Origin of the sequence: Vibrio sp. SCSIO 43132 (assembly GCF_019904195.1) — a bacterium.
Classification (GTDB): Bacteria; Pseudomonadota; Gammaproteobacteria; order Enterobacterales; family Vibrionaceae; genus Vibrio; species Vibrio nigripulchritudo.
This window is the reverse complement of record NZ_CP063199.1, coordinates 822,670-848,783: the sequence shown is the minus strand read 5'-3', so window position 1 is coordinate 848,783 and position 26,114 is coordinate 822,670. Positions and strand designations below refer to the sequence as shown.

The 26,114-nt window shown below is 48.0% G+C and carries 22 protein-coding genes; 1 reads left to right on the top strand and 21 read right to left on the bottom strand.

Annotation, left to right across the window (positions count from 1 at the left end; genetic code table 11):
* Positions 1-15 precede the first annotated feature (15 nt).
* From deoA to INR79_RS03765, 17 genes are all read right to left on the bottom strand, one after another.
* Positions 16-1,344: a thymidine phosphorylase gene (gene deoA / locus INR79_RS03845; RefSeq protein ID WP_223096077.1), complete on the bottom strand. Its 1,329-nt coding sequence runs from the start codon at positions 1,342-1,344 to the stop codon at positions 16-18.
* Between the two features lie 104 nt (positions 1,345-1,448).
* On the bottom strand, positions 1,449-2,225 hold the full coding sequence (deoC, locus tag INR79_RS03840) for a deoxyribose-phosphate aldolase (protein WP_223096076.1): 777 nt from the start codon (positions 2,223-2,225) through the stop codon (positions 1,449-1,451).
* A gap of 421 nt (positions 2,226-2,646) precedes the next feature.
* Positions 2,647-3,909 (bottom strand): NupC/NupG family nucleoside CNT transporter, encoded by a 1,263-nt coding sequence (locus tag INR79_RS03835; protein WP_004407072.1) that lies wholly within the window; start codon positions 3,907-3,909, stop codon positions 2,647-2,649.
* Positions 3,910-4,114: 205 nt separating this feature from the next.
* Positions 4,115-4,891 (bottom strand): TatD family hydrolase, encoded by a 777-nt coding sequence (locus INR79_RS03830; protein WP_223096075.1) that lies wholly within the window; start codon positions 4,889-4,891, stop codon positions 4,115-4,117.
* A gap of 60 nt (positions 4,892-4,951) precedes the next feature.
* Positions 4,952-6,511: an FGGY-family carbohydrate kinase gene (locus tag INR79_RS03825; protein ID WP_223096074.1), complete on the bottom strand. Its 1,560-nt coding sequence runs from the start codon at positions 6,509-6,511 to the stop codon at positions 4,952-4,954.
* 17 nt (positions 6,512-6,528) lie between these two features.
* Positions 6,529-7,563, bottom strand: coding sequence for a zinc-dependent alcohol dehydrogenase (locus INR79_RS03820; RefSeq protein WP_223096073.1), 1,035 nt, complete (start codon positions 7,561-7,563; stop codon positions 6,529-6,531).
* Positions 7,564-7,590: 27 nt separating this feature from the next.
* Positions 7,591-9,156, bottom strand: a complete 1,566-nt coding sequence (locus INR79_RS03815; RefSeq protein WP_223096072.1) for an FGGY-family carbohydrate kinase — start codon at positions 9,154-9,156, stop codon at positions 7,591-7,593.
* 68 nt (positions 9,157-9,224) lie between these two features.
* On the bottom strand, positions 9,225-10,001 hold the full coding sequence (locus INR79_RS03810; RefSeq protein ID WP_223096071.1) for an SDR family NAD(P)-dependent oxidoreductase: 777 nt from the start codon (positions 9,999-10,001) through the stop codon (positions 9,225-9,227).
* Between the two features lie 34 nt (positions 10,002-10,035).
* Entirely contained in the window at positions 10,036-11,043 is a 1,008-nt protein-coding gene (locus tag INR79_RS03805) for an ABC transporter permease (protein ID WP_004407083.1), read from the bottom strand.
* A 25-nt stretch (positions 11,044-11,068) separates the two neighbouring features.
* The gene (locus INR79_RS03800) at positions 11,069-12,061 is read right to left on the bottom strand and encodes an ABC transporter permease (RefSeq protein WP_223096070.1); all 993 of its coding nucleotides are present in this window, start codon (positions 12,059-12,061) and stop codon (positions 11,069-11,071) included.
* A complete protein-coding gene (locus INR79_RS03795; RefSeq protein ID WP_223096069.1) occupies positions 12,058-13,572 on the bottom strand; it encodes a sugar ABC transporter ATP-binding protein in 1,515 nt (504 codons plus the stop codon). Before INR79_RS03795 ends, INR79_RS03800 begins: the two co-directional genes overlap by 4 nt.
* A gap of 12 nt (positions 13,573-13,584) precedes the next feature.
* Positions 13,585-14,685, bottom strand: coding sequence for a sugar ABC transporter substrate-binding protein (locus tag INR79_RS03790; protein WP_223096067.1), 1,101 nt, complete (start codon positions 14,683-14,685; stop codon positions 13,585-13,587).
* Between the two features lie 130 nt (positions 14,686-14,815).
* Positions 14,816-15,508, bottom strand: coding sequence for an HAD-IA family hydrolase (locus INR79_RS03785; RefSeq protein ID WP_223096065.1), 693 nt, complete (start codon positions 15,506-15,508; stop codon positions 14,816-14,818).
* Positions 15,496-16,368 (bottom strand): ketose-bisphosphate aldolase, encoded by an 873-nt coding sequence (locus tag INR79_RS03780; RefSeq protein ID WP_004407096.1) that lies wholly within the window; start codon positions 16,366-16,368, stop codon positions 15,496-15,498. Before INR79_RS03780 ends, INR79_RS03785 begins: the two co-directional genes overlap by 13 nt.
* A gap of 63 nt (positions 16,369-16,431) precedes the next feature.
* A complete protein-coding gene (locus INR79_RS03775) occupies positions 16,432-17,598 on the bottom strand; it encodes a dihydrolipoamide acetyltransferase family protein (protein WP_223096063.1) in 1,167 nt (388 codons plus the stop codon).
* Between the two features lie 53 nt (positions 17,599-17,651).
* The gene (locus tag INR79_RS03770) at positions 17,652-18,662 is read right to left on the bottom strand and encodes an alpha-ketoacid dehydrogenase subunit beta (RefSeq protein WP_038142466.1); all 1,011 of its coding nucleotides are present in this window, start codon (positions 18,660-18,662) and stop codon (positions 17,652-17,654) included.
* 46 nt (positions 18,663-18,708) lie between these two features.
* A complete protein-coding gene (locus INR79_RS03765) occupies positions 18,709-19,701 on the bottom strand; it encodes a thiamine pyrophosphate-dependent dehydrogenase E1 component subunit alpha (RefSeq protein ID WP_223096061.1) in 993 nt (330 codons plus the stop codon).
* A 409-nt stretch (positions 19,702-20,110) separates the two neighbouring features.
* On the opposite strand from INR79_RS03765, the gene INR79_RS03760 reads away from it, so the two are divergent.
* A complete protein-coding gene (locus INR79_RS03760) occupies positions 20,111-21,001 on the top strand; it encodes a MurR/RpiR family transcriptional regulator (protein ID WP_223096060.1) in 891 nt (296 codons plus the stop codon).
* Positions 21,002-21,114: 113 nt separating this feature from the next.
* Here INR79_RS03760 and prfC read toward each other — a convergent pair whose 3' ends face one another.
* The 4 genes from prfC to INR79_RS03740 all read right to left on the bottom strand — a co-directional run bounded on the left by prfC (position 21,115) and on the right by INR79_RS03740 (position 26,071).
* Positions 21,115-22,704 (bottom strand): peptide chain release factor 3, encoded by a 1,590-nt coding sequence (gene prfC, locus INR79_RS03755; RefSeq protein WP_022612131.1) that lies wholly within the window; start codon positions 22,702-22,704, stop codon positions 21,115-21,117.
* Positions 22,705-23,215: 511 nt separating this feature from the next.
* Positions 23,216-24,301: an ABC transporter ATP-binding protein gene (locus tag INR79_RS03750; protein WP_223096059.1), complete on the bottom strand. Its 1,086-nt coding sequence runs from the start codon at positions 24,299-24,301 to the stop codon at positions 23,216-23,218.
* Between the two features lie 43 nt (positions 24,302-24,344).
* Positions 24,345-25,160 carry a carbohydrate ABC transporter permease gene (locus INR79_RS03745; protein WP_223096058.1) on the bottom strand — a complete coding sequence of 272 codons (816 nt, stop codon included), beginning with the start codon at positions 25,158-25,160 and terminating at the stop codon, positions 24,345-24,347.
* The gene (locus INR79_RS03740; protein ID WP_223096057.1) at positions 25,160-26,071 is read right to left on the bottom strand and encodes a carbohydrate ABC transporter permease; all 912 of its coding nucleotides are present in this window, start codon (positions 26,069-26,071) and stop codon (positions 25,160-25,162) included. The genes INR79_RS03745 and INR79_RS03740 overlap by 1 nt, the downstream gene beginning before the upstream one ends.
* Positions 26,072-26,114 lie beyond the last annotated feature (43 nt).

Below are 26,114 nucleotides of genomic sequence, written 5' to 3'. Positions count from 1 at the left end.
TCTCCACCAGCGCCTTTACACGTCTTCTGCTCGAATCTGACGGTAAACGTCTGGTGTTTTCTGATACTCACCGCCAACAGCAATGGCGCTTTGCAGTGCTTCAGCGGCTTCATTCCACTGCTCTTCACTGCGGGCGTGAATCATCGCTAACGGAGTTTCGCTGTTGGCGACTTCACCAAGGCGAATAAACTGGTCAAAACCGACAGCGTAGTCGATAGAGTCCGTAGCCACGCGACGACCACCGCCCATAGCCACGACTGCCATACCGATGGCTCTGGTATCCATTGAGGAAACAACGCCACTCTCTTTGGCATAAACCGGTTTGATGATCTCGGCTTTTTCGAGGTAGTTGTCGTAGTTTTCAACGAAGTCGACAGGACCGCCTAAGCCAGCCACCATTTTGCCAAAGCATTCGGCTGCTTTCCCGTTATCCAGTACAGCTATCAACTTTTCGCGCGCATCTTCGGTATTGTCTGCAAGCTTGCCCAGTACCAACATTTCACTACACAGCGCTAAGGTGATCTCGAGCAAACGTGGGTTACGGTACTCTCCAGTCAGAAATTGCACCGCTTCACGCACTTCCACCGCGTTACCCGCAGAAGAAGCCAGCACCTGATTCATATCGGTGAGGATGGCGGTGGTTTTAGTGCCAGCACCGTTGGCTACCGCAACGATCGATTTCGCCAGTTCTTCCGACGCTTCGTACGTTGGCATAAAGGCACCAGAACCTACTTTTACGTCCATAACCAGTGAGTCCAGACCAGCTGCCAGCTTCTTAGACAGAATAGATGCGGTGATCAGGGAAATGTTATCAACGGTCGCCGTGATATCGCGGGTAGCGTAAACACGTTTATCAGCAGGAGCGAGGTCGCCTGTCTGACCGATAATTGCAACGCCCGCTTCTTTGGTCACATCACCAAACACTTCGTTGTTTGGCGTAATGTTGTAGCCCGGAATGGATTCCAGCTTATCCAGTGTGCCGCCAGTATGTCCCAGCCCACGACCGGAAATCATAGGCACAAACCCACCGCACGCCGCCACCATAGGACCAAGCATCAAGGACGTGACATCTCCCACACCACCGGTGGAGTGTTTATCGACAATAGGACCGCCAAAGTTCATGTGATCCCAATTGATGACCATGCCAGAATCTCGCATCGCACATGTCAGTGCGATTCGCTCAGGCATGCTCATTTCATTGAAGAAAATGGCCATCGCGAATGCCGCGATTTGTCCTTCAGACACTTCGCCTTTGGCAACGCCCTGGATAAAGAATTGAATTTCTTCCGCAGACAGCACTTCGCCGTCACGTTTTTTACGGATAATTTCTTGAGGTAAATACATTAGAACCTCCCACGCACCTTAATAGATGCAGAGCTGTGGTTGTAGAGTAAAGAGGTAAGGCAACAAGCTGAGTTCAGACAGCTTGTTGCATCAGACTTTTAGAATTAGTAGGCAGTAGGGTCTGCCGTCTCGTCTGTTACTTCTAATGTATTAAGTAGGTTAGTCAGCAGGCTTGATGCACCAAAGCGGTAGTGACGAGCATCTACCCAGTTGTCACCAAGGATTTCGTCTGCCATTGCCAGGTATGCCGCTGCATCTTCTGCAGTTCGAACACCACCTGCTGGCTTAAAGCCTACCGTTTCTGCTACGCTCATGTCGCGGATCACTTCCAGCATCATGCGAGCGTATTCAGGAGTGGCATTCACAGGCACTTTACCTGTAGATGTTTTGATGAAGTCTGCGCCCGCTTCGATACAAATCTGAGACGCTTTCTTAATGAGTGCTTCTTCTTTTAGTTCACCCGTTTCGATGATGACTTTAAGAAGGATATCGCCACATGCTTCTTTACACTGTTTCACCAGTTCGAAGCCCACTTTCTCGTCACCCGCGATCAGTGCGCGGTATGGGAAAACGACGTCAACTTCGTCTGCACCGTAAGCGACTGCAGCCTTGGTTTCCGCCACTGCAATCTCGATGTCGTCGTTGCCGTGTGGGAAGTTAGTTACGGTCGCAATGCGAACGTCTGGCGTACCTTGCTCACGAAGTGTCTTCTTAGCAATAGGAATAAAGCGAGGGTAAATACAGATGGCAGCAGTATTGCCAACCGCTGATTTTGCGTCGTGACACAGCGAGATGACTTTTGCATCTGTGTCATCGTCATTCAGCGTTGTCAGGTCCATAAGTTTAAGTGCACGTAGAGCAGCTGCTTTTAAATCGCTCATTTCTATCTCCGATCAGTTTATTCAATGATTAGATGGCTTACCCCTTGGCAATCCATCACAACATGAACGGACTTGGTTCCCTGAAGACTTGAACTCGTTATAAGTTCAATTGCTATCCTTGTCACCGCACAGTACCTATTTGGTCTATGGCACGACTCTAGTTTTTTCCTTTCATCGTGGCTAACGTTTTTACAAATCTGGTCTCTTTGCTTCCTGCAAAGGTCTGACCATTTGGTAATTTATACAATACGCATTATTTGTTCAAAACAATAGCATTCCGGTTGACGCAAACGGTTTGTATCTCAAAAAACTCAGTCCATTAATTACAAAAATTTTTCTCTTTAAAACAAAAAAACCCCGCAGCAATCTCTTGCTACGGGGTTGGTTTTCGTGGCGTCTATATAATCTTTCTCTTACTAACTTAGAAAGACAGGAACAGACCAGCGATTGTCGCTGCCATCAGGTTAGATAGCGTACCAGCGATTACCGCTTTCACCCCCATGCGTGCGATGTCGTGACGACGATTTGGCGCAAGGCTACCCAGACCACCTAGTAGGATCGCGATAGAAGAAAGGTTCGCGAAACCACACAGAGCAAACGAGATGATTGCTGTTGTCTTCTCAGACATTGGCAGACCTGTTTCTGCTACCACTTTCGCACCTTCACCGATGTAAGGAGTGAAGTTCAGGTAAGCAACGAATTCGTTCACAACGATCTTCTGACCGATGAAAGAACCCGCCAGTGTCGCTTCTTCCCATGGCACACCGATAACGAATGCAAGAGGAGCGAATACCCAGCCTAGAACAAGTTCCAGAGTCAGCTCAGGCATACCGAACCAACCACCAACGCCACCAAGAACGCCGTTGACTAGAGCAATAAGACCGATGAATGCCAATAGCATTGCACCTACGTTAAGTGCTAGCTGAAGACCTACAGATGCACCACCTGCCGCTGCATCGATAACGTTCGCTGGCTTATTGTCGCCACCGTCGATGTCTGCGTCGATGTCGTCTTTAGGCGCTTCAGTTTCAGGCATGATGATCTTAGCGAATAGTAGACCACCTGGTGCTGCCATGAATGATGCTGCAACTAGGTATTCTAGAGGTACACCCATAGATGCGTAACCTGCTAGTACACCACCCGCAACCGATGCCAGACCACCACACATTACTGCGAATAGTTCAGATTGAGTCATCTTAGGTACGAACGGACGAACAACAAGAGGCGCTTCCGTCTGACCTACGAAAATGTTAGCTGCTGCTGACATGGACTCCGCACGAGAAGTACCCAGTGCCTTCTGAAGTGCACCACCAAGAATCTTGATAACCCACTGCATAACACCGATGTAGTAAAGAACAGAGATCAACGCAGAGAAGAAGATCAGTGTTGGCAGTACTTGGAATGCGAAGATGAAGCCGATGCCGTCAACAGAGAAGTTAACCAGGCTACCGAACAGGAAACCTGTTCCGTCTTTACCGTAGTCGATAACGTTCTGAACACCTGCAGAGAATGCAGCCAGAAGGTCACGACCCCAAGGGATGTATAGAACAAAAGCACCAAGTGCAAATTGGATAGCAAAAGCGCCACCTACAGTTCTAAAATTAATTGCTTTGCGGTTGCCGGATAATAGTACTGCAATTCCTAGTAGTACTACGATACCGACGAGGCTCATAAACAGGCTCATAGTTTATGACTTCCTTATTAGTTATTTATTGGCGTGTTACAAATTGGCTCGTATTTGAAGCGTGGGCATTATAATCATCCCTCAATCAATAAAGTAATGGCATGGTCACAATTTGTAGTCTTATTCACTCTTGTATCATTAAATTATGTGATAATAGTCACGTTACGCAAACGTATACTTGCGGAACTTTCACAGAAGATAGCGATTAATCACAAATTCCGAACACTAAATTGCTTTTAGACCATAGCTGTGGCGCAATCGTTTGCTTTGGTCTTTTTTTGAGCTCAGAAAGACATTCCAGAATCTCAGGCAAAAATTTGGGGTGATTGGGTAAACCTTGATATCCATTCAATGGCATATCTGGCGCATCGGTTTCGAGCACCATGGCATCTATCGGTATTTGGGCGATGGTATTGCGCGTTTTTTGAGCTCTTGGGTAAGTAATCGTCCCGCCTACTCCAATCGCAAAGCCTAAATTGAGCCAGTCTTTGGCTTGCTGATAACTTCCACTGAATCCGTGAATCACGCCCCCTTGATCGAAACGCATTTTCTTTAGTGTAGAGGTCATCAGCTGATGAGATTTTCGCTGATGAAGCACCAAAGGCAACTTGTGCTTATTCGCCAGTTCTATCTGCCCTCTGAACAATGCTTCCTGTTTTGACTGAGTGTCATTTCCAGAATATAAATCCAGCCCACACTCTCCAACGGCAACGCATTTGCCTCCACGACGACTGAGCCTGTCATCGAGTAAATCGAGATGCGTATCAAGATGCTGGTCAATAAAATAAGGATGAAGCCCGAGTGAGAAATAGATTTCATCATGGCTTGAGGCAAGTTCGCTGACTTTATCCCAGTTCGATAATCCGACTGACGGGATCAGGATACGCGCCACACCCGATTGCTTAGCGATTGCTAACGCTTCATCGGTATTGGAAAAGGCATCAAAATCAAAATGACAGTGGGTATCAAAAAGTCGGGACATAATCTGGCTGCACCAATAAGGAGTTCAGAGCTTAGTTTATACCCGTGTGGTCACGAAGTGTTAAGTCCGATTAACAAGGCTGGATGTGATTTTGGCATTGACCTTAGAAAGTGCTTTCACTGAGTCGTGCAGATGCAGGTAGACGTTTTGATAGTAATCGTTGTAAACATCCACATTCTTGGCGTTGGGCTTAAAGCCGTGTTTGATGGAAACCATGCGTCGCGCTGCAGCTTTGCAATTAGAATATTCACCGCATCCAACCGCTGCACTAATGGCAGCCCCCAGCGCGGTGGTTTCTGACGTTTCCGGGATCAACAGGGTTTTGTTAAATACATCGGCAAAAATCTGGTTCCAGACGTCGCTCCTCGCAGAACCACCGTACATTTTGATCTGCTCAATATCGGTATTGGCCCCCGCTTCCATCAATTCGCCCTGCCTTCGCGACTCGTAAGCCAGCCCTTCCATGATCCCACGCACCACTTGCGGCTGACCATGTTCGGTATGAAGCCCAAACGCCATTCCCCGTGCATTCAAATCCCAATACGGTCCGTTTGCCCCCTGAAAATACGGCAGTATCATCATGCCCATATTGCCAACCGGGCTCTGTTCAGCGCTTCGGTACACGTCACTCCAGTCTGGGCAGGCTTCGTCCTTCCCGACATTGAGGCAAAAGTGATCGCGATACCATTTCATGAGTGCAGAGCCTCCACTGGGAATGTAATTTTCCATCACATAGTTGCCAGACGGGCTGATTTCGATGACGTAATCCTGCTTTGCCCGTGAAGGTACATTGTTCACCAACATTTCATTGGTACAGGAAGTGCCGCCATTGATGCCTATTTCTCCGGGCTCGGTGACGCCCGCACCAAGAATGCCGCAAGGTTGATCCCCTGCTGTTACGACCACAGGTATCCCTTGTGGAAGACCCGTTATCTGGCTGGCTTTCGCGGTGACAAAACCGGCGGTGCTGCATCCGGGTAAAATTGTATCAATCCAGATGTCTTGCCTAACCCCCAGCGAATCAATAATACCGCTCGCCCATTGCGCGCCGTGCTCAATATCCAAAGCTCCGGTCATTGTCGCTGCGCCGCTCAAAGTCACCAACTGGCTGGTCAGTTTATAAATCAGATAATCCTGTACCAGCATCAGTTTGTAGGTTCGCGAATACACGTCTGGCTCATGCCGCTTAAGCCACAGCGCCTTATAAAGCGTCCACTGACCGGGCGCATACCCGGTTTTTTCAAATATCTGCTGGGCACCTACCTCCTGCCCCGCAAATTCCGCTTCCTCACTGCATCGGATGTCATTCCACAAGATGGCATTTCTGAGCGGTCGAATATCAGAATCGACCGGAACAAAAGTAAACCTCTGATGGGTGATACCGATACCTGCGATCTTGCTGCCATCCACATCCGGGTGGCTCATCACTTCCAGACAACCGGCAATGAACGCATTCCACCAGTCGTCAGCGTTCTGCTCTACCCACCCCGGTCTTTGCATGATGAGAGGGTAGCCATGAGCACTTTCAGCAATGATTTTCCCCGACATAGAAAACACAATCACCTTGGTTGCACTGGTACTGCTATCAACACCTATCAGCAACTTTTCACTCTTGTCCATGCTACCCCCTCAAACTCTCAGAAAACGAACAGGTTTTTAACCGCTTGCAGGTTTTCTAGCTGCTGAAAAGCACTCTCAAAATCCTGCAATGAATAGGTCCCAGACATTAAGGGGGCAACATTGACTCGCTTCGAATCGAGCAAATCAATCGCGGTTTCCCAACTGCTCCAACTGGTGCTGTAGCTGCAAGATAAGGTCACCGAATTGTGCATCGCCAGATTCCACGGCACGGGTACTGAGTCCTTTCCGGTTAACCCTATGGCACAGATTCGACCATCCCGACGCACCAAATCGAACGCTTGATGAATTGCCGCTGGTGCGCCGCTGGCTTCCACGACCAGATCGGCACCTAGCCCATGTGTCCATTCCGCAACCTTCTGTTTGATGTCCACCTGCTGAACGCTTATTGCATCGTCCATGCCCATCTCTTTGGCGATTCTTAACCGAACATCAAGGTCGTTATCTGTTCCAGTCACCAGAACCTTTCTGGCTCCACTGGCTTTGGCTGCCGCAGCGGCAAGTAGCCCTATTGCGCCACAACCTAACACCACCACAACGTCGTTAGGCTCGACTTTGCTGCGCTCTAACACCGCTTTCACCCCTACGGCGAGCGGCTCTGCTAATGCGGCTTCTTCAAAAGACAACGAATCGGGTATTCGGTGCAATGAGGCGGCGGGCATGCAGATAAACTCTGAAAAACAGCCATCAATCTTATAGCCAATGGCTTTCTTATCCGGGCAAATTTCGACCTGTCCGTTTTTGCAATAGCGGCAATGTCCACACCCACCTTTATGGGGCTGAGACACAATGCGGTCTCCTTTCTGAAAGCCGGTGACCGCCTCTCCAACGGATACAATTTCTCCTGAGAATTCATGCCCCAGAGTGACTGGAGGGAAGTTGATGAAGGTGTCTTTTTTAATGTGCAGATCGGTTCCGCAAATACCTGCGGCTCTGACTTTGACCAACACTTCATCTGGCATTGGAGTAGGTTTCTGGACGTCAGATAACCTCAGGTTCCCGACTCCCGATTGGGTTTTCACTAGCGCTTTCATTCAGACCTCACGTCGATAAAAGGAAAGTTAAGAATCTGGTCGCTCCGCCATTTCGTGCATCAAAGGCATCATGGCGTCGTAGGTTCTTTCGTATAAGTCGAAATAGAACTGATAGTTCTGATGGGATTTCGGGTTAGGTTTGATGACCTTGGTAATGGTGACCATGTTGTCGGATGCCGAGACCAGATCGTCATAAAACCCTGCGGCTTTTGCGGCGCAAATGGCACTGCCCAAAACAGTAGCTTCGGTGAATTCCGGGATATGGATTTCCACATTGCTGACATCGGCATGAAGCTGCAGGCTGAACTCACTTTTTGAAAAGCCACCACCAAAATACATTGCGTTGATGTGCACACCGTTTTTTCTAAGCCGGGTGAGCATGCTTTCAGTCGCGTAGGCAATGGATTCGCAGATCGCCCGATACACATGGGCTTTGCCGTGTTTCAGAGTCAGCCCCCAGACCGCGCCCTGCACTTTATAGTCGGTATGTGGCGTGCGGTTCCCCTGCCAGTAATCCAGAACAATCAAACCTTCAGAACCAATCGGAATGCGTTTGGCTTCCTGAGTGAGCTTTTCCAGTTTGTCGGTGTCTTTTTCTGGTAATCCGGGGTTGTCGAACATGGCTTCGTGAATAAAGTTGTCGTTGTACCATTTGATGATGGAACCACTCGACACCTGACCACCTTCGTAAACCGTTAATCCGGGAATGACACAATCCGGATGAGGACCAAACACGCCTTTGATGGGAGTTTCGCTGTCAGACATGGGAAGAAATACGTGGGAGGAACCGGTAATCAGCGCCGCCTGATTTTTTCGGACTGCATTGAGCCCGAGCATACCGACATAAGCATCGCAGCCGCCCATGGCGATAATGGTATCTGGCGACAGCCCGGTTAGTGCCGCCACCTCAGCCGAAATATTGCCGACGGATTCTCCCATCGGCAGCACTCTTTCAGGGAATTTCTCAACAATATTCTCCAGCCCGATATGCTGATAGAAATCGTGCGGCCAGCCACCCGTACGAGGATTATAAAACCAGCGATGGGTAATATGGTTGATACTCAGCGCAGGCACACCACTGAGCTTCATGGTCAGAAAATCCACTTCTTCCATAAAGTAGCGAGACTGAGCGAAACGTTCTGGATCGTGTTCTTTCAGCCACAACAGCTTGGGCAGCATCATCTCTGAACTGACTCCGGCACTTGAGCGCTCCAGAGCAGGGTGACCAGTGCGGAAAATGTTTTCTGCCTGATCGCTGGCGCGAGCGTCCATCCATAAGATCGCGGGGCCAATAGACTCACCGTGCTCATCAACACAGACTACGGTACTTGCGGTTCCATCCACTGCAACAGCGCGGATCTGCGCAGGGCTGATGTCCGTTTCTTCAAACAATGCCCGAACAGAACCGACTAACGCATTCCACCAGTCTTCCGGGCTTTGTTCCGCCCATCCGGGACGGGGGAAATGAGTAGAGTAATCCTGATTTTTTAAGTACCGACAGTCCCCATCGGCGTTGAATACACCAATTCGCAAGCCACCTGTACCTGCATCAATGCCCATGACCAAAGGTTCTGTGATTTTGTCTGCGCTCATATCCATTTATTCCTTTAAAAAGATAACGTCTAACAAACGAAAGCGTAGGCTCTCTCGACCTAAAGCGTTTAGCGTCCACCCGAAGTAGAGATAAACTGCCCGGTGATGTAAGAAGATTCATCGCTCATCAGATACGCCGCCAGAGACGCCACATCTTCTGGTGTACCCAACCGGCCAATGGGTACGCTCTTTTCATATTTAGCGCGCACGGTCGAATAGTCTTCCCCGGTGGTTTCCACCCGAGACTCCAGTATTTCTTCAGTCATTCGAGATTCGATTCGGCTAGGGCAAATGGCATTCACATTGATGTTATGAGGTGCGAGCTCCAACGCCAGTGCCTGAGTTAAACCATTCAGACCGAACTTGGACGCGCTGTAAGCCACACGTCTTGGTCTGCCGAAAATCCCAGATTGAGATGAGATGTTGACGATTTTACCGTAAGCATTCTCCAGCATAGTTGGAATCACGGCACGTGTGACCAGAAACACCCCGGTCAGGTTTACGGAAAACACCTTCTCCCATTCGGCAAGCGAGATATCAACGAAGCTGCTTTCCTGCACTATCCCTGCACAGTTGATTAAGGTATCCACCTTGTGCTCTGAGACCCATCGACCGATGGATTCAGCTACCTGTTCTTCATTACAGATATCGAATGCCTGTAGGTGACAACGACCGCTTTCAGTTCCAATGAGCGTCTGAGTTTCTTCCAACCCCTGGCGGTTGATGTCGCATATCAGAACTGTTGCGCCATCCTTTGCCAGCTTAAGTGCACACGCTCGCCCGATACCATTTCCTGCTCCGGTTATGATGACCGTCCGACCGTCGAATCGACTCGTGTTTTGCATGTTTCACCGTCCCTATGATCTGTAGACCTTCCTGTTATTTTGACGAAAGCACCGACTTATCGGCTTCGTAGGGCTGTTTTTCCTTTGCCTTTAGTGCGTGAATGCGTCCTCCGCGGATCAGCACAAACACTCCAAGCAGCAACAGCCCCCCTTTCACCATATCCCTTTCGTAGTTTGCCCATCCTGACAAACCGGCTCCGTTGGTCAGCACAGTCAGAATCAATACCCCGATCAGCGTGCCCAATACGTTGGCTTTCCCTTGTCGAAAAGCCAGACTGCCCAAGAATATGGCGGTCAACCCGTCAATGAAGTAGGAATTACCGATACCGGGCTGACCAGACGACAGGCTCGCGGCGATAAAACACCCCGATAATGCCGCCATCACACCGGCAAACAGGAAGAGATACACATTCAGTTTTTTGACCGGGATACCCGCTTCATGCACCGCTTTATAATTGGACTCCTGAGCATAAATATAGTGTCCCAGCAGCAGTTTTTCCTGACACACCCATAGGACAAAGGCGATAAACAGGGCGAGAACCATGGTTGCCGGAAAAATGCCAAATGAAGCATTCACCAAGTCCCCCATGAATCCGGTGTCGTCAATTCGAAAAGATGCGCCTGCGCCAATGGCTTTCGCGATAGAGAGAGTCAGGCCACCCGTCGCTATCGTGGTCACCAGTGACGACAAGCGCAAATACCCAACTAACACACCATTAAGGATGCCAAACACCACGCCAACCATCAGACCCGCGACAATACTGATTCCCCATCCCATGCCCTGCTGAACCGACCAAGCTGTCACTACGTTTGAGAGCGCAGCTATGTTGGTAAAACTGACGTCCACTTCTCCAATCGAAAATATCCAGGTAACCCCGGCAAACATAATGAAAGAGATGCTCGCCGCCGCAAATATGGTGGTAATGTTCTGTGGCAGAAGGATGTTAGGTCTGACAAAAGCGAACCCAAACAGAAGCAAAAACAGCCCTATCAGTACCCCATATTTCATCAGCCAGGTGGTCATTCTTTTACTATTACTCATCGTAAAAACCTCATCTCTGTGAAATTCAGGCGTGGGTAACCTGATGGAATCCGGCTTTGATCCACCCTGTCACTTTGTCTCTGGTGTCCGGGCTAAACAGAATGCTGCCCACCAGCATCAGCATACTGGTCGCGCCATCGCTCCAGTAATAAGGAATGTTGATCAGAGTGAATCCATTCAGGACCATTGAAATCAACACCGTCCCTGCCAGCGTCGCCAGTACAGATGCCCTGCCGAAAAACGCAATTCCGATGAAAACCGACGCGAAAGCTGGCATTAAAAATCCATTACCCGCGATGGGTTCAGACTTGCCAGTTTCGGCAATCACTAACAAGGCAGAAAACAGCATCAGGGTTGAGCAAAGCACATAAGCAATACAGGTGTACTTGCGTACATTCACCCCGGAGTAAAACGCCGACTTCTCGTTATACCCGACTGCATAGAGGCTGTTTCCAAACCGCGAGCGATGAAGGTAAAACCACGACAGCGCGTACATAGCAACCAGAAGATAAGTTGAGTAGTTCAGCCCAAACCAGCGTCCATCGTTGATGTCGAGTAGCCCAGAAGTGAAGAAGTTGCGAAAAATAGACGGACCGCCACTGAACAGAAATGCCGCTCCGCCCGCGATTGACCCCACCGCGATGGTCGTGACTATGTCGGGCAGTTTCAGATAACTCACGGCATAACCGTTGATCACCCCAAATGCGATGCTCACCAGTAACCCGATGAAAATGGACAAGTAGAGGTCAATGCCTGCGGCGATGCCATACCCAATCGTCATCGCCACAAAAGAGATGATACCGGGGAAGGAGAGATCAAACTTTTTCAGAACCACCACAAACGTCAGCCCTAACGCCGCCAGCCCCGTGGCAGCTAAATGGCGCAAAATAGCCGTAATGTTTGAAGACGTGACGTATCTGGGCTCGACCATGTAGAACGCTAGGGTAATCGCTGCAACAATTACCAGATAAAGCCCGACGCGAATAAAAGCCGCTCTTTTGGCATTGGTCTTGGTCATGCTTTGCTCTCCCCAGATATACCCGCGATGAGGAGTTCATCCCGGCTGATATCACTCACCGGAGCGGAAACCTGCTCGCCTTTGTAGAGAGCAAACATTCGGTCTGACACCCCATGTACTTCATCACAATCCGACGACATCACTACCACGGCAGCGGTTTGAGAGAGCTTTCTCAGCAGTCGATAAATGGTGGCTCGCGCGCCGATGTCGACACCAATGGTAGGTTCGACAAACAGGTAAATTTCAGCTTCAGCGTATAAGCCTTTGCACATGACGATTTTCTGCTGATTGCCCCCACTAAAATGACTGGCGGCTTCGTCCAGCTCGACGGGGTGAAGCTCGGTCAGGCTGACCAGTTCCAGACTGTCTTCGTGGGTTTGTTCAGAATTCAATACCCCCAATCCAGACGAAGCTCGATCAAGATTGGCGAGAGAAATGTTGAACACCACATTTTCTTCCAGCACCAGTCCTTCTTTTAACCGGTCTCCGGGGAGTAAAAACAGTTTGTGATTCAGGGCATCTTGCGTGGTTTCAAATTCCACCTTTTCGCCGTGAATACGAATATTGCCGCCCCCTTTGATGCGAGCACCAAAAATCACTTTGGAGAGGTCTTCAATGCCAGATCCCACCAGCCCAAAGATCCCCAAAATCTCGCCTTTTCTGGCTTCAAAAGAGACATTACTGAATGAGTCGAAAGAGAGGTTTTCGACCTGAAGGTATGCGTCGCCGTTGCACGCTTCCTCCAGTTTAGGTGGAAACATGTTGGAGACCGATTTCCCCAACATGAGTTCGGCTATCGCCGCTGGAGAAAGGGCTTCCTGAGCCACATCATGACACCCGACATTTTTGCCGTTTCGAAATACAGTAAAGCGATCCGCAATCTGCTTCACCTCTTCCAGACGGTGAGTAATGTAGATGATGGATACGCCACTGGATTTCAGAATCGACATCAGCTCAAACAGATACTGCTTTTCTTTTTCCGTTAGTGTGGACGTTGGCTCATCCAGAATAAGCGCGGTGATTTTGTCGTTCACCATGGAGTGCAGAATGGCGGTGGCTTCCCTTTCAACCGGATTCATCTCGGCAATGGTTCTGTCCAGATTGACCGGGATGGGCAGTTTTTCCAGCAACTCATCGGCTCGACGCTTAAGGTCGTCACTGTTGAACAGTGAGAAAAGCCCGAAGCTGCTGTTTTCCCTGCCCAGAAAGATGTTTTCATAACCGGTGAAATCATCAATCATTTCGGGGTGTTGCTGCACAGAGACAATGCCCTGTTGCAGCGACGCGCTTGGGGTACCAAGCTGAACTTCCCGCCCTTCAATTTCTATCTGCCCGCCATCCTTCTGGTAAATACCGGAAAGGATCTTAATGAGCGTGGACTTCCCTGCCCCATTCATTCCGAGCAGTGCGTGGATTTCACCCTTCCTGAGTTCAAAATCCACATTATCAAGGGCAGTGACAGAACCGAATTTCTTGTCTATCCCTGACATCGAAATAACGTTGCTGTTCATAATGTTCTCCAGTTAAACGACGCGAACCCAGCCCAGCTCTTTCGCTCGACCCGGTCTGTCGTAGTCGGCGGCTTTTTCACCCAGCCCTTGCAGCGTTTCCTCGGTAGCTTTGTAGCAAGGCGTGATAACCAGGCGAGGAATGTTTCTTCCAGCAGCGTACTCATGGGCATAGAACACATTAGAGAACGCCATCTCGTAGAAACTTTGGGCACAGCTCATCTTGAAGGCAGAGCCGCCACTGATGTAACCAAACGACTGAGGACCACCATCAATACCCGTCAGGAAGATGTTTTTACGACCCGCCGCTCGCACTGCAAGTGCACCTTCAATGGCAGCACCATCCCAGGCACACCAGATGGCATCAATGTCATCTCGCGCCGTAAGCATGTTGTCGACCGCCTGACGCGGTGTGGTACTGGCATTAAAGTTAAATGCCCATTTGGCAACCACTTCAATACCGGGGTGTTCACGCAGTGCCCATTCCATACCAAGCGTACGCTGATCCCAGCTTTCGTTTTGTGGCAGGGTCACAATCGCGACTTTACCTTTACCGCCAAGCTGCTCCGCAAGCCACTCTGCGGTAAACCAACCCATGGCGTAGTTACTCGACATAGCCGTACTGTGAACTGCCACGCCCGGCACCTGACTATCGCCAGCAAAGACAGGGATACCTGCATCTATCGCGCGTTGTACCGCCGGGGCGATTGCCGCTGCATCAGCTGGCGTAATAAACAGCGCATCGGGTTTACTGGCAATGAAAGCATCGATGTTCTCTGTCTGCTTCTTCGGGTCAAAACCTGCGTCAGTAATGGTCAGTTCGCCCCCCAGCAACTCAACTGCATCTTTATACCCCTGATGCAACGCTGCCCCGGAGTCGAAAGCTGTCCAGCCCAGTGCCGCAGCGAATTTCAGTTTCTTGCCTGATGCCGCCATAGCTGGGCTGAAGGTCATCGGTCCCATAGTTGCAACGGCAAAGGCAGTCCCCATACTCAGTTGCATCATTCTTCGACGGGACAAACCAATCGGTGATAAATCGCTGTTGGATTCGTGTGTAATCTGCTCTGTATTTTGAGTATCAGATTCGCTGACACCCTTGTTGATGCGCTCTTTCATGTTCAATTCCTTATTCCAGTACCACTACGTCCTATAGTGTTGTTTCCGATCCTGCTCATACTCGGAAAAGTCCATGTGCCCATTTGGTGTGAAAGGCTGAATGCACAAATGAGCCCCGAAAGCTTTCTTCCTACCCTACTATCTGACGGCAGACGTTTAGGTCGACCTCAGAAAGGTTGTCCACAACTCGGTTTGCTCCGGTGAAATCCTCTTCAGCGGTGTAAAAAGATTTGGTCACCAGACAGTTCATACCTGCGCTTAACGCCGCTCGCATACCAATGTTGCTGTCCTCGACCACCAGACAACGATTCGGTGTTAGCTGCATCTTTTCTGCAGCCAATCGGTATACCGCCGGGTCTGGTTTTTTGGCTGACACCACATCCCCTGCAAACACCCGAATATTTTTGGCAATCTCGTCCCCGACGCAGGTTTTCACTACTGTTTTGACCGCATTTTCATTTGAGGTAGAACACACCGCCAACGGCACACCCTGCTCATACGCTTCTGTAATCAGGGCTTTGACCCCAGGTCTGGGGGCAAGCTCGCCGGAGTTAATCAGGTTCATAAAAATTGAAGTTTTTAGCTGATGAAGATTTTTGATCAGCTCGTCCCGGCTGAGAGCGGTTTCTGGCCATCCCACGGTATTGAAGTAGTAAGACATACGCTCTTTCCCACCCGCGACACTGAGCAGTTCTTCGTATCGGCTTTTCGACCAGTAATCGAGCAGCCCTTTCTCCTGAAACGCCTGATTAAACGCGACCCGATGTCCGTCGCATTCGGTGTCCACCAGAACGCCATCGCAATCAAATATCAATGCGTCCATGACTCTGCCCTTTGCTGAGAACCAAATTTTGACATCATCAGCTCCACGCCTTCTTTCAGTGTCTGGTATTGGGCTTCGATGTAAGGAATTGGCTCTTTAATGCCCGGTTTTTGCAGAGCAAGAGTGACAAACCCTTCGATAAACTGATGCTTGTGCATGGTTGAAATATTGACCTTAGCGCAGCCAGACTGGATGCAACGTTCAAACTGAGCATCGGCTAAACCCGTTCCGCCGTGCAGAGCGATAGGAATATCGATGTTCTCTGTAATGTTTTCCAGCAGGTCATAAGCTATGACAGGCTCACCTTTGTACTGCCCGTGTGCCGTGCCGATAGCTGGTGCGAACGCGGCCAGTTCCGGCATTTCCGCGCAGAACTGCAAACATTCCTGATAATCCGCCAGCATGGCATGCTCCTGTGATACCACTTTGTCGTCTTCTACCCCGCCAATGGCACCAAGTTCGGCTTCCAGCCCAACATTGGCGTCGGTTGCCAGCTTGTAGGCTTTGAGTGACATGGTCAGATTTTCTTCAAAAGGCATGTCGGAGCCATCGAACATCACCGATGTCCAACCCGCATCAATACAACGCTGAATGACTTCCAAATCGGCGCAGTGATCCAGATGCAATGCCACGGGCACATCCACGTTTTGCGCCAGACTTTTCACCCAGGACGCAATGGCGTCGTACCCCCATAAACGGATGGTTTTCACCGAAAGCTGAACAATGACTGGCGAATTCAGATCCTGAGCGGCAGTGATCACAGAGCGTGCGCTGTTGTAATCAATAATGTTGAAGGCAGCGATACCGTAACCGTCTCGCTTTGCATCCTGCAACATTGGCTTCATTGAGATTAAAGGCATAATCGATTCTCCTCAGAGAGTGTCTATTTTTAATGCCGAGTCACTTGTGCGCTTCGGCGTAATTCATACATTCATGTTGGTGATGCTTTCCTTAAGCTTCATCATAAATTCGGCGCCATATACACCATCGACTGCTCGATGATCCGCCGACAACGTCAGTACCATAAAGTCTCGCCATCCGAGTTCGTTATTAATGCAGCAAGCGCGTTTGTTGATCGCGCCTACACCAAGAATGGCGGTTTCGGGCGGGTTGATGATAGGGAGAAGTTCTACGTCCCATTTGCCCATATTTGAGATGGTGAAAGAGCCGCGGGCTTTGGATTTGATCACGCCGTTTCGCGCACTTTCTGCCAGAGAGCGAGAAGCCTGATTGATTTCTTTCAGGGATTTGCGGTCGGCATGGTCAATCACCGGAACCAGCAAACCTTCATCCACAGACACAGCCATGCCAATATGAACGTCTTCCAGCAATGTGCAGCGGTCTTCAAAGACATGAGAATTCAGTTTGCCGTAGTGTTTTAACTGACGAGAGACCGCGAAGATAACCAGATCGTTAATCGACACCTTGTCTTGGTTTGATTGGTTGTAGGCGTTTCGCTTCACCAGTAAATCCGTTACATCGACTTCGGTACGCAGATAAAAATGAGGCTTGGTCTGCTTCGACTCACTCATTCTGTCAGCAATCACCTGTCGGACTTTTGAATAAGGCTGGTCTCCATACTCTTTATCGGAACTCGGCTCGGCATCTGCGAGATCTCTTTCCAGAACAGCCCCTCCGGGACCGCTACCGTTCACCGCGGTTAAATCAATGTTTCGGTTGGCAGCCATTCTTCTCGCCAAGGGCGAAGCTCCCAACTGACCATGATTGACGGACTCCGTTGAGCTTTGAGGCTGCGCTTTGATTTCTGCACTGCTTTGAGCATCAGAAGTGTTATTCGCGGCGGGAACCGCTTCAGCCTGTGGCTCCGCTTGCTCCGGACTTTCCACTTCGTCAGGATCCCCGATATACATAATGGGCTCTAACACTGTGGTGGTATCACCTTCTTCATAAAGCAGTTCCAACACAACGCCTTCCTGATAGGTTTCTACCTCAAACGACGCCTTTTCAGATTCAACCACCGCCACAACGTCGCCCTTTTTAACGGTATCCCCAACCGCTACCATCCACTCTGTTAGCGTGCCTTCTTCCAGATCCTGACCAACCTGTGGCATCAATACCGGAGTCGCCATAATTTCACTTCCCTGTCTGCGCGCTAAGTTGCGCGATTCGTCCAATGTTCCTGTTAACCGGCTTCGCTCTGAACCGTGCTGTGCACCACTTTCAAAATGCCTTCTCGGATCTGTTCCTTCTGCGGAATCGATGCTTTTTCCAACTCCAGATTGAATGGGATTGGGGTATTCAGCCCGGCCACGATTTCTATCGGCGCATCGAGGTAATAAAACACCTTGTCCTGAATGATGGAGCAGATGTCTGACGCCACTCCACCGCGGCGTACTGCTTCCTGCACAATCACCACCCGATTGGTTTTCTTAACGGATTCAATGATGGTGTTTTCATCCAGCGGAACCAGAGTTCTTGGGTCGATGACTTCCACAGAAATGCCCTCTTTTGCCATCTCTTCCGCGACTTCCAGTGAACGAGGAATCATGTTCGACCAGGCAACCAAAGTGACGTCCGCCCCTTCGCGTTTCACATCCGCCTGTCCAAATTCGATTTCGTACTCTTCTTCAGGCACATCTCCTTTGGTCATGTAGAGATGCTTGTGCTCAATAAACATCACAGGGTTTGGCTGTCTGAGTGCGTGTTTCAGCAACCCTTTGGCGTCACGGGGTGTGGACGGCATGACCACGCGCAAACCGGGAATGTGATAGAAAAGGGCTTCCAGACTCTGTGAGTGTTGAGCGGCCACTCCGCCACCAGCGCCCCCCTGAGTTCTAAGCACAAACGGAACGTTTCCCGAACCGCCAGTCATAAGCCGGAACTTGGCTGCCTGATTGACGATCTGATCCATGCCTAACATGGCGAAATCGACATAAAGAATTTCTACAATCGGTCTCGCACCCGATATGGCAGCGCCAACGCCCACACCAATCATGCTGGCTTCTGAAATTGGCGTATCACGAACCCGTCGTTCACCGTATTTGGCAAGCAGCCCTTCGGTGACTTTGTATGAACCGCCTCGTTCCGCTATCCCTTCACCAATAATGAATACGTCGCTGTTTCTTGCCATTTCTTCGTCGAGAGCTTCTCGAAGCGCTTCCCGGTACATCATTTCTCTGCTAGCCAAAACCATCTCTCCTTTGATGTTTCATTCCTTTGAATCGGTTTGTCCGGTTCGCTTAATAGTCTTCAATCACCTGCTTAAACTCTTCCACACTGACCTGCGTACCGGCTAAGGCAAACGACAGTGCTTCTTCCAGTTCAGACTCAATCTGCTCTTCCAGTGCCGTTACCTGTTCTTCGGTGTAACCGCCCAGAGTTTTAAGGTTGTCGCGGGCTGAAATAACCGGATCTCGGTCTTTGTAATACTGGAGTTTGTTTTCAGGCATATAGGTGCCCGGATCATTCACGTGGTGCCCGGAATGACGATACGTTTTGGCTTCGATTAAGACGGGACCTTTGCCTGCACGACATAAATCGCAAGCCTCCGACACCCGTTCGTAAACCGCCAGTGGGTCGTTTCCGTCCACCAGATAACTGGGAACACCAATGCTTTCGCCCCGTCGATACAGCTCGGTTTGTCTTGTTGATTCTTCAATCGGCGTCGATACTGCGTACTGGTTGTTCTCGATGATGAGTACCACGTTGAGATTCCAGATAGCGGCAAGGTTTAGGGCTTCCAGAAATGTTCCGTTGTTTACCCCGCCATCGGAGGTAAACACTATGGTGACGGCATCGCTGTCTTTCACCTGATTGGCCAGTGCACTTCCTACACCAATAGGTGTCCCTGCACCCACGATGCCGTTAGCTCCCAGGTTGTTGGACTGAATGTCTGCAATGTGCATTGAGCCACCGTAGCCTTTGCAATACCCTTCTTTCTTTTGCAAAAGCTCTGAAAGCATGCGTTTCACATCCGCGCCCCAGGAAATACAGTGACCGTGCCCTCTGTGTGTAGAAGCGATGAAATCAATGCTTTGATCCGCCGCAGCACACGCCCCAGCAGCAATACCTTCCTGCCCTAAGTAAGGGTGAAAATACCCCCTTACGTGACCCTGTCGATAAAGCCTGATCCCTTCAGTTTCGAACAAGCGCGTTTTGTAGCAGCTTGTGAAAATTTTTTTCAAAGTCTCGCTGGAGACCTGTGTTTCCGCTTGTATTTTCGTCGCGTCCATGTCGTTACCCAACTCTTTACTTAAACCTGTTTTCCGTGGTGTTTTCTCAATATGGAACTGACTATAGATCGTACAATTTTAAATGTAAATAATTTCACACATTCCGAAAACCATACAATTACAATCACACAAACAGTATAAAATATAAGCAATTAGAGTCGATGCAAGCCATTTTTCATTTACTAAAAAGATTGCAAAAATAAATATAATTAATTGTTTTTATTAAATTAAATAACCAAACCCGAGAAAGATCACAATTTATGAAAATTATTTTACTGATTTATTTAAAAAGGCTGTGAGCTGGAAAATTGACTTACGGAAATTTCCGTAGGATTATGGATGTTAAAAATTACTTACATTTGTATTTTGTGTTTGAATAGCCCAATGACTGAATGAGAAGATGAACAGAATGGACAAGCAAGCAGGCACCGAACTGGTGGAACGGATCCACTCAAATTATGAAAAGTTGCGCAAATCGGAAAGGTTGGTCGCAGACTTTATATTGAGCCATTTAGGAAAAAGGCTTAACTACTCAATCACAGAGTTTGCAGACAAACTGGAAATCAGTGAAGCGACGATAAGCCGATTCACGCGTTCCATAGGCTATGCAGGTTATTCCGACCTGAAATTGTCGATGGCGGCAGCCAGTAGCATCGCTGAAGAAAATACCATTCCTAACATTCCCAGCGAGCTATCAGAAAAAGACTCATTGGTTGTCTTGAGCCAGAAACTGATGAATGCTTTGATCAACGGTTTGGGCACGACTCAGAAAAATCTGGACTATGAAAACCTTGAACATGCCGTTGATGCCATTCATAACGCCAGCAAAGTTGTGTTGGTTGGTGTGGGTGGCGCTGCAGAAGTATGTGATGAGGCGGTGCACTTACTACTGAAAATCGGTATTGATGCTGCCAGCTATTGCGATGGATACACCCAAACCATCGTCGCCTCTACTCTGCCTTCTGACGCGGTAATGATTGGGATCTCACACACTGGCGAAACGGAAACCGTTGCTAAGGCTCTGATTCAGGCAAAAAATAACGGTGCAAGCACCGTTGCCATTACTAGCGCAAAAGATTCTATCGTCGCACAAAGTGCTGATCACACCTTACTGACCTGGCACAACCTCAACCCGAGACAAGTTCCCCTATATGGCGACTTCCTTGAAGGGCGAGTCTGTCAGCTATACCTGATTGATCTGATTTATCTGGCATTGATGTTCCGCCGCGGTAAAGAAGCAAAAGTATCGTTAGAGCTGACCCGGGATGCCTTGGAAAAATACTATCAGGGTCAGTCGTGACGATTCACAATAAAAAACTCACTTTTTGGGAAGTACCTCCATGTGAACTAACACCTTTAAAACAAAAACGTCGCCCTAAAAGGCGACGTTTTTCGTTGGCTTCAAAAAACTAATTAGTGTTCGCGAGTAGCGCGGAAGTTGATATCCGGGAAACGCTCCTGAGCCAGATTCAGGTTCACCATGGTTGGGGCGATGTAACTCAGGTTGTCACCGCCATCCAAGGCCAGGTTGGTCTGGTTCTTACGCTGGAACTCATCCAGTTTCTTGTCGTCGTCACACTCTACCCAACGAGCCGTTGCAACGTTTACGCTCTCGTAAATCGCTTCAACGTTGTACTCAGATTTCAGGCGAGCCACAACCACATCAAACTGAAGCACACCAACCGCACCAACGATAAGGTCGTTGTTTTGTAGTGGACGGAATACCTGCACCGCACCTTCTTCAGAGAGCTGAACCAGACCTTTCAGAAGCTGCTTCTGCTTCAATGGATCTTTAAGGCGAATACGACGGAACAGCTCTGGCGCAAAGTTCGGGATGCCCGAGAACTTCAGCGCTTCACCTTGTGTAAAGGTATCACCAATCTGAATCGTACCGTGGTTGTGCAATCCGATGATGTCGCCCGCGTATGCGTTTTCTGCACGAGAACGGTCACCCGCCATAAAGGTCACGGCGTCTGAGATGCTCACTTGTTTGCCAAGACGAACGTGGTTCATCTTCATGCCTTGCTTGTAAGTCCCCGATACGATTCGCATAAAGGCAATGCGGTCACGGTGTTTCGGATCCATGTTTGCCTGAATCTTAAAGACGAAGCCAGAGAACTTTTCTTCCTGCGCTTCAACTTCACGCTCATTCGCCTGACGAGGAAGTGGCAGCGGAGCCCACTCGGTCAAGCCATCCAGCATGTGGTCAACACCAAAGTTACCCAATGCTGTGCCGAAGAACACAGGCGTTAACTCACCGCTCAGGAACAATTCGCGATCGAATTCGTGAGAAGCACCCACGACCAGTTCCAGCTCTTCACGAAGTTGTTCTGCCAGCTCAGCACCGACGGCTTCATCTAGCTCTGCGTTGTCCAGACCTTTGATGATGCGCTCTTCCTGAATGGTGTGACCCTGACCTGTTGAGTACAGAATCGTTTCGTCGCGGTGAATGTGGTAAACGCCTTTGAACTCTTTACCACAACCAATTGGCCAGGATACAGGAGCGCAAGCGATATTCAGTTCACTTTCCACTTCATCCAGCAATTCCATTGGATCGCGAATGTCGCGGTCCAGTTTGTTCATAAAAGTGACGATTGGCGTATCACGCAGACGGGTAACTTCCATCAACTTACGAGTACGATCCTCGACACCTTTCGCTGCGTCGATCACCATCAAACAGGAGTCAACGGCAGTCAGTGTACGGTAGGTATCTTCCGAGAAATCTTCGTGTCCCGGAGTATCGAGCAGGTTAACCAGACATTCGTTGTATGGGAACTGCATCACCGACGTGGTCACCGAGATACCACGTTCTTTTTCCATTTCCATCCAGTCGGATTTAGCGTGCTGGCTAGAGCCACGACCTTTTACTGTACCCGCAGACTGAATCGCGCGTCCGAACAAAAGAACCTTTTCTGTAATGGTGGTTTTACCCGCATCCGGGTGAGAGATGATGGCGAAGGTTCTGCGCTTCGACACTTCTTGAACAAAAGGAGAATTAGACATTTCAATAATCTTCTTACTGGTTTACCGCCTTGTGTAGGCAATAACACAAAAAACTGGGTGCACAACACGCCTGATAAGCCACATAAACTGGGGCTCGGGCACATATAGCGAGGAATAATCTGTCTTGTAGACGTTCAGGTTATTACATCGGTCTTATGATCAGGCGTGAGGAAATGGCGCAATTGTATGAGATCCACGCTCAGCTTTCCAGTTGGTTATCGAAAGAGCAAAAACAAGGCGAAGAGAACGCTGCCGAAAACCGGCTTTTCGAACATGAATAAGTCACATACCCAGGTGACTGCAAGGTGCAGGATTCAGAGCCTCATATTCTGTTTCAACTCAAACCTCTCCGTTTCAAAATCAGGAACGCAGCAGGATGAGCAGTCCTTTCCAAATTCTTTGACGATGAAGTGGGGCAGAATATGGGCTCTCAAGGGGGAGCTTTTACTTTCCAAAGCTCCGAAGAAGGGTTTCGTATTCAGGTCTCCGCCTACACTACTTATGAGCGTATTTACACATTCGAGATACAAATTCCATCGTGGAACAAATGACAGTCTGAAGAGTTGAATGTAAGAGTGAGCGTTTCACCTCTACGTACTTCTTTATCCCAAGGGAGATGGATGCGGCAATCATGATAACCGCCGAACTCTCCAAATAGGTAGGTACTGTTGCCAAGGCGCTCGACGGCATCAGTTTTAAATCGAACTTCGTTTTCTAATTCTTGATCAACATAGATATGCTCAGGTCGGATACCAAACAACGCTTCACTGCCAATATCTATAGCGTTTGAGTCTGCTTTAACAGTAATCTCCGATGCATTTGGCAACTGAATCAATACAGTATCTTGATTTTTGCTAATTACCTTCGCTGGAAGCATATTCATTTTTGGCGAACCAATAAAACCGGCAACGAAATCGTTAGCCGGTGATCGATATAACTCCAATGGAGAACCTACTTGTTCTATTCTACCGTCTCTTAATACAACAATTTTGTCCGCAAGTGTCATTGCCTCAACCTGATCATGCGTTACATAGATCATTGTCGATTTAAGCTCATCATGCAGTTTGGCAATTTGTAGCCGCATATCTACCCGAAGTTCCGCATCCAAGTTTGATAATGGCTCATCAAACAGAAACACTTTGGGGTTACGAATGATTGCACGACCTATTGCCACCCGTTGCCTTTGCCCACCAGAAAGTGCTTTGGGTTTGCGATTCATAAGGTGCTCTAATTGCAAAACCGAGGCAGCTCGATCAACACGCTCCTGAATTTCTTTCTTCGGAGTACCATTCATGCGGAGGGCAAACCCCATGTTCTGTTCGACACTCAGATGAGGATATAAAGCGTATGATTGGAATACCATCGCAATACCTCTTTCAGCGGGGTCTACGTGATTAACGATAGAATCATCTATTTCTAAAGTGCCCTCTGATATTTCTTCTAACCCAGCAATTAAGCGCAATAATGTTGACTTACCACAACCTGAAGGTCCAACAAATACAACGAACTCGCCTTTATTTATCGTCAAATCAACACCATGAATAACAGTGGATGTTGGATACTTTTTTACGACATTAGATAGTTTTATGTTTGCCATAACAGCATACTTCCCTTTTGTAAATTTTTATGTCCGTTGTAAATTACTTCACAGAGCCCGTCATTCCGGCTACAAACTGCTTTTGCATGACAAAGAAAACCAGCAGCGTAGGTATGGTCGCGATAAGAGTACCAAGCATAATTACTCCAAAATCTGGAAAGTAAGCAGAACCTAGAGAAGACAACAGCAGATTGATAACTTTCTTTTCAGGTGACTGCAGCACAATCAATGGCCATAAGAAATTATTCCAAGACCCCATAAATACAATGATAAATGCTGCTGCATAAGTGTTTTTCATAACAGGCATATAAATGTACAGAAATATTTTCCAGTCTTTAACGCCATCTACACGCGCAGCATCAATCAATTCTCTTGGAAAGGCCTTGGTACACTGCCTAAAGTAAAAGATGATAAATACGGCGCTTAACCCAGGCAAAATAACGGCTAGATGCGTATCGAGCATGTTGAATTTTGCCGTCATCGTAAATAAAGGGATCATCAACGCTGCAAAAGGGATCATCATTGTGAGTAGTAATAAGCTATATGCTTTGTCTCGACTTTTATTTCGATAAACTTCAAATCCATAACCAGCCATAGAACAAATAAGTAATGTGAAACCAGCGGTAAGAATTGCAATTTTCCCTGTATTCCAAAAAACAAGTAATAAGTCACCATGTTCGTTGAGCTTGGTGAAATTAATTAAAATTTGATCGCCAAAAGTCAGCTTCCCCTTATTAATATCATTAGTTGTATTCGTTGCAGAAACAATTAACCAATAAAATGGAAAAATAGATATAAATGCCATAAAAGACAAGAAGGTATACATGATAGTTTTTGAAATTGAAAATCGTAATTTCATTACTTTTCCCTCGCAATTCGGAATTGGAGCAGTGCTAATATTACGGTAAAGAATACAATGACATAAGATACGGTTGCCGCATAACCGAAGTTAGGAGAGTAAGTGAACAGCAGATTATAGATGTAAAGAGACAATGTTAATGTTTCATTACTCGGACCGCCAGCTGTAATATTCATCACTTCATCAAATAGCTGTAACGTTCCAATTGTTGACATAACTGTCGTAAATAATATAACTGGTTTTAAAAGAGGTATAGTAATGAAAAAGAATTGCTTGATTGGTGAAACACCATCTATTCTCGCAGCCTCATAAATTGATTTATCAATATTCTGAAGGGCTGCAAGGTAAAAAATCATATTATAACCAGCCCAGCGCCAAGTAATAGTAGTGATAATTGTTACTTTTGCCCAAAATGGATCTGTTAACCACGGAATAGGTTCTGAGATAATACTCATCGAAAATAAAAAATCATTCACAATTCCATCGTAGGCAAACATACTCTTAAAAAGCATTGAGCTAGCAACAAGTGAAGTTACACAAGGTAAAAAAATCGCCAGCCTAAAAAACGACCTGAACTTAAGTGTTTTAACGTTTAGGCAAGATGAAATAACCAAGGCCAAAAAAATCATCATAGGAACTTGGATAATTAGAAAGAAAAATGTATTCGAAAGAGCTTTGATGAAAAAAGGGTCGTTAAAAAGCCTTAATATATTTCCAAACCCCACAAATTCCTGAACAACCCCACGCCCAGAATGTAGAGACATCCAGAGTGAGTTGAGAATGGGATAAATCATAAATATTGCGGCAAGAGTGACTGAGGGTAAAACAAACGCCCAACCATTTATATTATAAAATCGATGAAAACTTTTCTTTGATTTTTTTATTTGGCCAGTACTGGCAAATGTGCCCATTTTTAGCTCCTAAAGCATTGTTGTTCTGATGGCACCCGAAAAT